This is a genomic window from Gemmatimonadales bacterium, from assembly GCA_030697825.1.
GTDB lineage: Bacteria > Gemmatimonadota > Gemmatimonadetes > Gemmatimonadales > JACORV01 > JACORV01.
In genome coordinates this window covers 1-9903 of sequence record JAUYOW010000040.1, presented here as the reverse complement: position 1 = coordinate 9903, position 9903 = coordinate 1, and the positions used below count along the sequence as shown (strand labels likewise).

Annotated in this window: 5 protein-coding genes; 4 read left to right on the top strand and 1 reads right to left on the bottom strand. The window is 70.4% G+C overall.

What is annotated here, in order from left to right; translation table 11 throughout:
- Together Q8Q85_01660 and Q8Q85_01655 are read left to right on the top strand one after the other, a co-directional pair.
- Positions 1-1501 (top strand): alpha-amylase family protein (locus tag Q8Q85_01660; GenBank protein MDP3772951.1); only part of this gene is annotated, 1501 nt, incomplete at its 5' end.
- Between the two features lie 73 nt (positions 1502-1574).
- Positions 1575-3251: an alpha-amylase family glycosyl hydrolase gene (locus Q8Q85_01655; protein MDP3772950.1), complete on the top strand. Its 1677-nt coding sequence runs from the start codon at positions 1575-1577 to the stop codon at positions 3249-3251.
- Here the strand turns inward: Q8Q85_01655 and Q8Q85_01650 are convergent.
- Positions 3185-4729, bottom strand: coding sequence for an alpha-amylase family glycosyl hydrolase (locus tag Q8Q85_01650; protein MDP3772949.1), 1545 nt, complete (start codon positions 4727-4729; stop codon positions 3185-3187). The two genes, Q8Q85_01655 and Q8Q85_01650, sit on opposite strands and share 67 nt — an antisense overlap.
- 38 nt (positions 4730-4767) lie before the next feature.
- On the opposite strand from Q8Q85_01650, the gene Q8Q85_01645 reads away from it, so the two are divergent.
- Positions 4768-7317, top strand: a complete 2550-nt coding sequence (locus Q8Q85_01645; protein ID MDP3772948.1) for a glycoside hydrolase family 2 TIM barrel-domain containing protein — start codon at positions 4768-4770, stop codon at positions 7315-7317.
- A gap of 51 nt (positions 7318-7368) precedes the next feature.
- Positions 7369-9903 (top strand): hypothetical protein (locus Q8Q85_01640; GenBank protein MDP3772947.1); only part of this gene is annotated, 2535 nt, incomplete at its 3' end.

Below are 9903 nucleotides of genomic sequence, written 5' to 3'. Positions count from 1 at the left end.
AACCCGCGGGAATCCGCCTCCGGACCGGCCGGCGCTCTCGCCGGCCTATCGCGCCAGCGGCCACATGGCGGCGGGCGACGTGTTCGTGCACCTGTTCGAGTGGAAGTGGACCGACATCGCGACCGAGTGCGAGACCGTGATCGGGCCCGCCGGATTCACGGCCGTGCAGGTCTCCCCGCCGCAGGAGCACAGCATCGTCCCGAGCCACGACTGGAGCGAGCGCTACCAGCCCGTGAGCTACAGCATCGCGCGGAGCCGCTCGGGGACCGGGGCCGAGTTCGTGGACATGGTGAACCGCTGCAAGGCGGCCGGCGTGGACATCATCGTCGACGCCGTGATCAACCACATGACCAACTTCCCGAGCCCCGGCGTCGGCAGCAACGGCACGGCCTACACGAAGTACGAGTACCCCGGCCTCTACACGCCAGGCGATTTCCATCCGCCCTGCGCGCTGAACAACTACCAGAGCGCCGCCAACGTGCAGGACTGCGAGCTGTTCTCGCTGCCGGACCTCAACACCGGGCTCACCCCGGTGCGGCAGAAGATCGCCGACTACCTGATCGTGCTCGCCCGGCTGGGCGTGGCGGGATTCCGCATCGACGCGGCCAAGCACATCCAGCAGGTGGAGCTCGACTCCATCCTCACACTCGTCAACGTGACGCTCACCGGCGAGGGAAGACCGTTGCCGTACGTGTACCTCGAGGTCGTCGGGGGGGGCGGGGAAGCGCTGGTGCCGCGCGACTTCTTCGGCGAGGGGTACAGCTCGGGCGGCGCCGCCGACATCACCGAATTCACCTTCACGGGTGTCGGCAACAAGTTCCGGGGCATCAACGGCGAGCACATCTCGCAGCTCAATCCCAACGGCCCGCCCGGGAACCAGTTCTCCGCCGTGGCCTGGGGGCTGATGCCCTCCGACAAGGCCGTGGTGTTCCTGCAGAATCACGACACCCAGCACACGTGCGGCATCGGCTACCGCGACGGCAACACCTTCCGCGCCGCGAACGCGTGGATGCTCGCACAGCCCTACGGCTACCCGTCCATCCTGTCGAGCTACGCGTTCAACTGTCCGGCGGGGAACGCGATGGGTCCGCCGTCCGATGGCAACGGAAACACCAATGATGTGACGTGCGCGTCGAGCCTCGAGACGGCGACGATCGGCCAGTGGGTGTGCGAGCACCGCGACCCGTACATCCGGAACATGGTGAGCTTCCGGCGCCTCGTCTCGGGCACCGACATCAACCACTGGTGGGACAACGGCGCCAACGCGATCGCCTTCTCCCGCGGCGACCGGGGCTTCGTGGCCATCAACCGGGAGAGCGCCGTTGTTGCGGCCACGGTCGCCACGGGAATGCCGCCTGGAACGTACTGCGACCGCCTGACCGGCGGGCTCGTCGGCACGGCCTGCGCCGGCACCTCGGTCGTCGTCGACGCCTCCGGCGCGGTCCAGCTCATCCTCGAATCCCGTTCGGCGATCGCGATCGACGCCGCGACGCGGCTGTGAGCTCCGGACCCGGCCGGACGTGGCGCCCGGTGCCCCGGCGGCTCCCCGCACGAGAGCCGGGGAGGAGATAACAATGCACATGGAGGAAAAGTCACGGTCGTTCGTCCACGTCGTCGTCGTGGCGCTCGCGGCCTGCGCCGCCCCGCTGCCGCGGGCGACCGCCCAGACGCCGCGCGCGGTGGGACCCACGGGCGGGGCGACGTCCGCGCCCGTGCCCGCCTGGACGCGCGGCGCCGTCTGCTATGAGGTGTTCGTCCGATCTTTCTACGACAGCGATGGCGACGGGATCGGGGACCTGAACGGGCTCATCCGCAAGCTCGACTACATCAATGACGGCAATCCCGCCTCGCGGACCGACCTCGGCGCCTCGTGTATCTGGCTCATGCCGGTGGCGGAATCTCCCAGCTACCACGGCTACGACGTCAGCGACTACTATCGCGTGGAGCCGGACTACGGCACCAACGACGACTTCAAGCATCTGGTGGCGGAGGCGCACCGGCGCGGAATCCGCGTCCTCGTGGACATGGTGCTCAATCACTCCTCGCGCGAGCACCCGTACTTCCAGGCGGCGCTGCGGGACACGACGTCGCCCTACCGCGCGTGGTACCGCTTCTCCCCGACACCCCTGGGGTTGGGCCCGTGGGGCAGCGAGGCCTGGCGCCGTTCCCCGGTGCGGAACGAGTACTACTACGGCGTCTTCTCCCCCGATATGCCGGACCTCGACTACCACACGCCCGCCGTGCGGGAAGAGGCGGAGGCGATCGCCACTTTCTGGCTCCGCGAGATGGGGGTGGACGGCTTCCGCCTGGATGCGATTCCCTACATGGTGGAGGAAGGGACCTGCCTCACGGGGTGTGCCGGCACCCACGCCGTCCTGCGCGAGTACGCCGCGCACCTCCGCAGCGTCGCTCCCGAGGCGTATACGGTGGGCGAGGCGTGGGGCAACATCGATGCGGTGCTGCCGTATTATCCCGACCAGCTGACCTCGTACTTCGCGTTCGAGCTGGCGGACTCGCTCCTGGCGGCGGTTCGCCGGGGGTCCGTCGGCGGGCTGCTCTCGGGCTACGTCCGCCTCCAGGACACGCTCCCCGCGTACCGCTGGTCGCCGTTCCTGAGCAACCACGATGGGACCCGCACAATGACCGCGTTAGGCGGCGACGGGGCCCGAGCCAGGCTGGCAGCGACCCTCCTGCTCACGCTGCCCGGCCTGCCGTTCGTCTACTACGGCGAGGAGATCGGGATGACGGGCGACAAGCCGGATGAGCGGCTTCGGACGCCCATGCAGTGGCGTCCGGGCCACGGAGCGGGCTTCACCGCCGGCACCCCGTGGGAGAGTGCCCAGCCGGACTCGATGACGACCACCGTGCAGGCGCAGGACGCCGACCGCGGCTCGCTGCTGAACCTCTACCGCCGGCTGATCCACCTGCGCAGGGAGAACGAGGCACTGGCGACGGGCATGCTGGTGCCGCTCTCAACCAGCAGCGTCCCGGTCGCCGCCTACCTCCGCCGCGCCGGCGACCACGCCGTGCTCGTGGTGGCGAACTTGGGCGCCGCGGCCGTCTCCGGTGTCGCGATCAGCTCAGGGGAGGGCGTGCTGCGGCCCGGCAGGTACACGCCGCGGAACCTGCTCGGCGGTCCGGATGGCGCCACACTTGAGGTGAGCCGGGACGGGCGCATGCAGGGCTACGTTCCGGTTCCGGGGACGATCGGGCCGCGGGAATGCCTGGTGCTCGACCTCGGCCGCCGGTAGGCGTGCACGCGCGAGGCGCCTGTCGCCCGTGCCCGCCCATGAGGCGTCCGGCTCAACCGGAGGCTACGGCGCTCGGATGTACGGGACACCGGACGGAGCGGCGTGGCCGCCCGGGCGCGCCGCTCCAGCACGATCGCACCGTAGGCCGGAAGCATCAGCGTGTCGCCGCGCTGCGTGCGGTTCGACAGCAGATCACGCGCGCGATCCACGTCGAAGCCGGTCACAGTGAATCGTACCTCGCGGGGCCTCGCGTTCACGAACACGACCACCGCGCCCCGCCGATAGGCGATCACATCGCCGGGGGCGCTGGTCAGGGCCTCCCGGAAATCCCCCGCGATGAGCGCCGGATCGGTACGCGCCAGGCGCAGGACCCGTCGATAGAACGCGCGGGCCGCGGCCCCGTCGGGCTGATCCCACGCGATCGGGGTGCGCACGAAGAGGCCGAGCTTCTGCGGGCTCTCGACCTCCTGCCCGTTGTAGAGCAGCGGCCGACCCGGCAACAGCGCCATGGCGTCGAAGGCCGCGCGCGCTCCCGCCGCGCCCCCGAAGAGCGTCACCGGGGGATGGTCCCACGCGGTCTCGTCGTGGTTCGTGGTGAAGCGCAGCCGCATGCCGCCCGGGGGGATGGCCCGCATGTCCGCCAGCTCGCTTCGGACGAACGTGTCCGCCGGTGCGCCTCTCCACACCGCCTTGAGGCGGCTGTACGAGTCCCACGCGTACGTGAGGTCGAAGCCGAGCCGGTGCATCTTGAGATCGCCCCACTCCGCGAGGAGCAGGATTCGCCGCGGGACGGCGGAGCGTAGCTCGGGCACGGCCTCGCTCCAGAAGTTGTCCGGGACGAAACCGGCGACGTCGACGCGGAAGCCGTCGATGCCGAACTCCTCCAGCCAATAGCGCATCGCGTCGATCATCGCGCGCCGCAGCAGGGGATTCCGGTAATCGAGCTGCGCGACGTCCGTCCAGTCGGTCAGCCTGCCCTGGTCGTCGCGCGGCACGGCCAGCTCGCCGCGCTCGTTGCGGACGTAGAAGTCGGGGTGCTCCGTGACCCAGACGTTGTCCCATGCGGTGTGATTCGGAACCCAGTCGAGGATGAGCTTCATCCCGCGAGCGTGCACGGCCTGCACGAGTGCCCGGAAGTCGGCTGCGGTGCCGAACGCGGGATTGACCGCGCGGTAGTCGCGCACCGAGTACGGCGACCCCAGCGGTTCCTTCCGGTTCAGCGCCCCGATGGGGTAGATCGGCATCAGCCACACGACGCTCGCCCCGACCGCCTGGATGCGGTCCAGCCCGTCGATCACGCCCCGGAGATCGCCCGTGGGCGAGAAGTCCCGGACGAATACCTCATAGATCGCGCTGCGAGCGACCCAGGATGTATCCGGCGCCGTGGCGCGAGCCGGAGCCTGCGCCGGCTGGGCAACCGCGGGGTACGCTGCCGCCAACGAGAGGCAGGCCGCGAACGCGGCGAGACCATTCCGCATCTGCGTCACTCCTGCATGGAAGGGGTCTTGCGGTTCACATGAAGCGTAGAGCGTTCGTGCAGGGGATGACAGTGGCGGGGGCGGCTGGGGCACTCGGCTCGCCGCGCTCGCTGCCGGGCTGGACCACGGAGGGTTCTTGCCGCGTGTCCCGCCTGGACACCGGCTGGAAGTTCCTGCAGGGCGACCCGTCCGGCGCGGAGAGCGTCGGGCTGGACGACGCGGCCTGGCAACCGGCCACGCTGCCGCACACGGCCCGCATCGAGGCGCTGGTGACCGGGCCGGCCGGCTCACCGGAGGCCCAATGGCAGGGGGTCTGCTGGTACCGCCGAAGGCTGCGCCTGGAATCGGAGGCCGCCGGCGAGAAGGTTCTGCTCCGCTTCGAAGGCGCCATGAACGTGGCCGACGTCTGGCTCGACGGCGAGCGCGTGGGCGGCCACCTGGGCGGCTATCTGCCCTTCGTGCTCGACCTCAGCGAGCGCGTGCAACCTGGCAGGGACCACCTGCTGGCCGTCCGCCTGGACAACCGCGACAACCCGATCACCGGTCCCAAGCCGCTGGCCCAGCTCGACTTCAACACGTACCACGGGCTGTATCGGCCCGTCCACCTGATCCGCACGAACCGGCTGCACATCACCGATCCGCTGCTCGCGGACCGTCCCGCGAGCGGCGCAGTCTTCGTCACCTACCCGCGCGTCTCCCGCGAGTCCGCCACCGTGCGGGTGCAGACCCACGTGCATAACGAGCATGCGGAGCCACGCAGCTTCCGCGTTCGGGCCACGCTGCGCGCGCCCGGCGGGGCGGTCGTCACCACCGCCACGTCAGCGGCCGTGACGCTGCGGCCGGGCGCCGACACGGATGTGCCTCAGGAGCTGGAGGTGCGGGCGCCGCACCTGTGGAGCCCCGCCGCCCCCAACCTTCACACGCTCGACTGCGAGGTGGTGACCGATGCCGGCACGGTGGACAGGGAGACGGTGCGCGTCGGCATCCGGCGCATCGCCGTCTCGCGCGAGGGTTTCTGGATCAACGGCCAGAAGCTGTTCCTGCGCGGCACCAACCGGCACCAGGAGTACCCGTACATCGGCTACGCCTTGTCGGATGCCGCGCAGTACCGCGACGCCCGCAAGATCAAGGAGGCCGGCTTCGACTACGTGCGCCTCTCGCACTACGCGCACGCGCCCGCCTTCATGGACGCCTGCGACGAGCTCGGCCTCGTGGTGATGGACTGTATTCCGGGCTGGCAGTACTTCAACCCCGACCCCGCCTTCGCCGAGCTCCAGTACCGCAACTGCCGCGACCTGCTCCGGCGCGACCGCAACCATCCGTGCGTCATCCTGTGGGAGGTCTCGCTCAACGAGTCGGCGATGCCGCCGGAGTTCGTGGCCCGGACGCAGACAATAGCGCACGAGGAGTATCCGGGCGACCAGTGTTTCACGGCCGGGTGGGTGCACGGCTACGACGTCTTCATTGACGCGCGCCAGCACGGCGGCTGCCGCCACGAGACGGACCACGCATGCCTGGTGAGCGAGTACGGCGACTGGGAGTACTACGCCATGAACGCCGGTCTGGACCAGGGCGCTTGGCAGAACCTGACGCCGGCGGAGAGCAACAGCCGGCAGCTGCGCTGGCAGGGCGAGCGGGCGCTGCTGCAGCAGGCCACCAACTTCCAGGAGGCGCACAACGACAACCTCGGCACCGTCGCCTTCGCCGACGGGCTGTGGGTGATGTACGACTACAACCGAGGCTACTCGCCGGACATCGAGTCCTCCGGCTGCATGGACATCTTCCGGCTGCCGAAGTACTCGTACCACTTCTTCCGCAGCCAGCGCCCGGCGGCCGAGCGGCTGACGGCCGCCGCCTCCGGCCCCATGGTCTTCATCGCCAGCGACTGGACCTCGGCTTCGGCCACCGACGTCCGCGTCTTCAGCAACTGCGACGAGGTCGCGCTCCTCCTCAACGGCTGCCTGCTGGAGCGGAAGGGGCCCGATCGCGATCGCATGAGCACGCGACTCGCCCATCCGCCGTTCACCTTCCGCACCGCCGGCTTCCGGCCCGGGACCCTGGAGGCGGTGGGGTATGTCGCGGGCCGCCGGGCGGCTCGCCACGTGGTGCGTACGCCGGGGGCCATCGACCGCCTGAGCCTCGCGTTCGATTTCTCCGGGTGGCGACGGGACCGGGAGCGCAGGGACGACATCTTCTGCTACGCCTCGCTGCGGGACGCGCACGGGACGGTCGTGCCGGACGCGTGGGAGAACGTCGCCTTCGGCGTCACGGGCGGCGCCACGCTCGTCGGCGCCAACCCATTCGCCAGCGACGCCGGCATCGCCAGCATTCTGGTGCAGACCGAGCCCGGCGCCGCGCCCGGCTCCGTCCACGCGCTGGCCATTGTGCCGAACGGCGGCTCCGCGCGTATCCTGGGCGCATCGCTGGCGCTGGAGGGCCGTGCTCCACCGCGCGAGATCCGCCGCACCACCGGAGGCGCCGAGCTGCTGGTGCACGGTCAGGTGGTGGCGTCACTCTCCGCCGCTGCGCCGAAGTTCCGCATCCCGGCCAGTGCGGCCCCGGACCGGCGCGATCCGTTCCGCCGCTAGCAGCGTCCGGCCGGTGCGCCGCCCTCAGTGAACCAAGTGGGAGGCTTCCGCATGCGTGCGATGCTCTGTCTGACCGTCCTGCTCCCGGCCTGGCTCGCCGCCCTTGTCCCCGCGGCGCACGCGCAGCGCGCGGCCGGCGCCGCACCCGCGCCCGCGAGCCGGGCCGTCTACCTCGACAACGAGGGCGTCGTGCGGTGGCGGGACGACCGGCAGGAGGTCACCCTCTTCGGCGCGAACTACGTGATTCACACCGCCTCCGACTACCGCGCGGCCGGCTACGTCCACGGCGACCGGAAGCGGATGATCGATGAGGACATGGCGCAGTTCGCCCGCATGGGCTGGGACGGCTTGCGGCTGACGTTCTGGGGCGACTGGGAGGTCTCCGACAGCGCCGGCAACCTGATCGCCAACGACCACCTGGACCTGCTGGACTATCTCGTCGCCCGCGCGCGGGAGCGCGGCATCTACATGCTCTTCAGCCCCATCCAGCTCTACGGCTCGAACTGGCCGGACGCGTTGCAGGATACCACGGCGCCGGGCTTCGGCCGGCACTTCGGCAAGGAACGCATGGGCACCGACCCGGCCGCCATCGCGGCGCAGGTGAACTACCTGCGCCAGATCCTGGATCACGTGAATCCCTACACGGGCGTCGCGCTCAAGGACGAGCCGGCCATCGCCTTCATCGAGCTGGTGAACGAGCCCTGGCATCACCCCGAGGATCTTCAGGGTTCGATCAACTACATCAACGCACTCACCGACGCGGTGCGCAGCACAGGCTGCCAGAAGCTGGTGACCTACAACGTGAGCCAGGACTTCCGGATCGGTGAGGCCATCCGGCGTTCGCGGGCGCAGGGTGTGACCTTCGGCTGGTATCCCACGGGGCTGAACTCCGGCCACGAGCTGGAGGGCAACTACCTCCGCTCGGTGGACGTCTTCCCTGACATGCTGCGCCCGGAGCTGGCCCGCATGCCGCGCATCGTCTACGAGTTCGACAGCCCCGACCTGCGCACCGGCACCATGTATCCGGCCATGGCGCGGACGATGCGCGCCGTGGGCGCGCAATTCGCCGCCATGTTCGCCTACGACATGCTGGGGACCGCCTCACGCAACCTGGGATGGCAGACCCACTACCTCAACCTGGTCTACACGCCGCGCAAGGCCATGAGCGCCATCATCGCGGCCGAGGCCATGCGCCGTCTGCCCCGGCTGCGCTCGTACGGCCAGTATCCGCAGAACACGCGGTTCGGCGACTTCCACGTCTCCTACGACGGCGACCTGGGCGAGCTGGTCGCGCGCGACGCGTTCCTGTATGCGGGTTCGACGCGCGCGGTGCCCCCGGACCCGGCAGCGCTGCGTCGCATCGCCGGCTACGGCTCCTCGCCCACCGTGACCTACGAGGGGGAAGGGATCCACTTCCTGGACAAGGTGCGCCCGGGTCTCTGGCGACTCGAGGTCTACCCCGACGCCGTGCCCACCCGCGACCCCTTCGAGCCACCCAGCCCCGACAAGATCGTGACGCGTGCGATCAGCCGCGCCTGGCCCATGACGCTCGCACTGCCGGACCTCGGCGCCGCCTTCACCGTGCAGCCGATCACGGCGGGCAACCCGCGGACCGAGCGGGCCGCCGCCGGTCGGTTCACGGTTACGCCCGGTGTCTACGTCCTGAGTGCCGCCGGGCCCGTGGACGTTGCCGCCCTGCCGGCATACGTGGGCAACGTCGGATTCGCCGAGTACCACGCGCCTCCGGCCGACTCGCTGCCGCCGTCGGTCCAGCCGCTGTCCGCGCCCGAATACCTAACGGGGCACGACGCCGAGCTACGGGCCCGCGTCGTTGACCGGACACCACCCGACTCGGCCATGCTCTTCATCCGGCCGGCGGCCGGAGCCCTCTACCGCGACTTCGCGTTGCGACCCGCGGGCGGTTACGGGTATGCCGCCTCCGTTCCGGCGGCGGCCCTGCGGGAGGGGCCGCACGAGTTCGTGATCACGGTCTTCCGCGGGGACTCGGGCGTCACGTTCCCCGGCGGCCTGCACCGGAGGCCGACGGACTGGGACTACTACGGCGGGGCGTCCTGGACGCTGGACGTGGTCGGCCCACGGACGCCGCTGCGGCTGTTCACCCCCGGCGCGGACGCCGCGCGCCTGGCCTTCAGCCGCATCGGCGACGCGGGACGACGCGGGCTCTTCCGCCTGGCGCTGTCCGGAGTCACGGGCCAGCCGGTCTTCCACTTCGAGCTGCCCGTGAATGCGAGCGGCTGGAGCCCGGCCGACTACACGGCGTCGCTCGTGATCCGGGACCGGATCGGCGCCCGGCAGGAGACCGTTGGCGGCGCGGACGCGTTGCACGTGCGGCTGCGCGGCCTCGGACCCCGGCAGATCCTGCACGTCACGCTGATGGAGGACGACGGCACCAGCTGGAGCGCCCAGGTTCCGGTGGACAGCACGTGGAGCGAGCAGGCGCTGCCCCTCGCGGCCTTCACCCTCGGCCGTGGCATCCTGCTTCCGCAAGGATTCCCCGGCGAGTGGAGCTACTGGGTGGGACCCGCGGCAGGGCGAGGCGGCAGCGCAGATCGCCTGCGGCTAGAC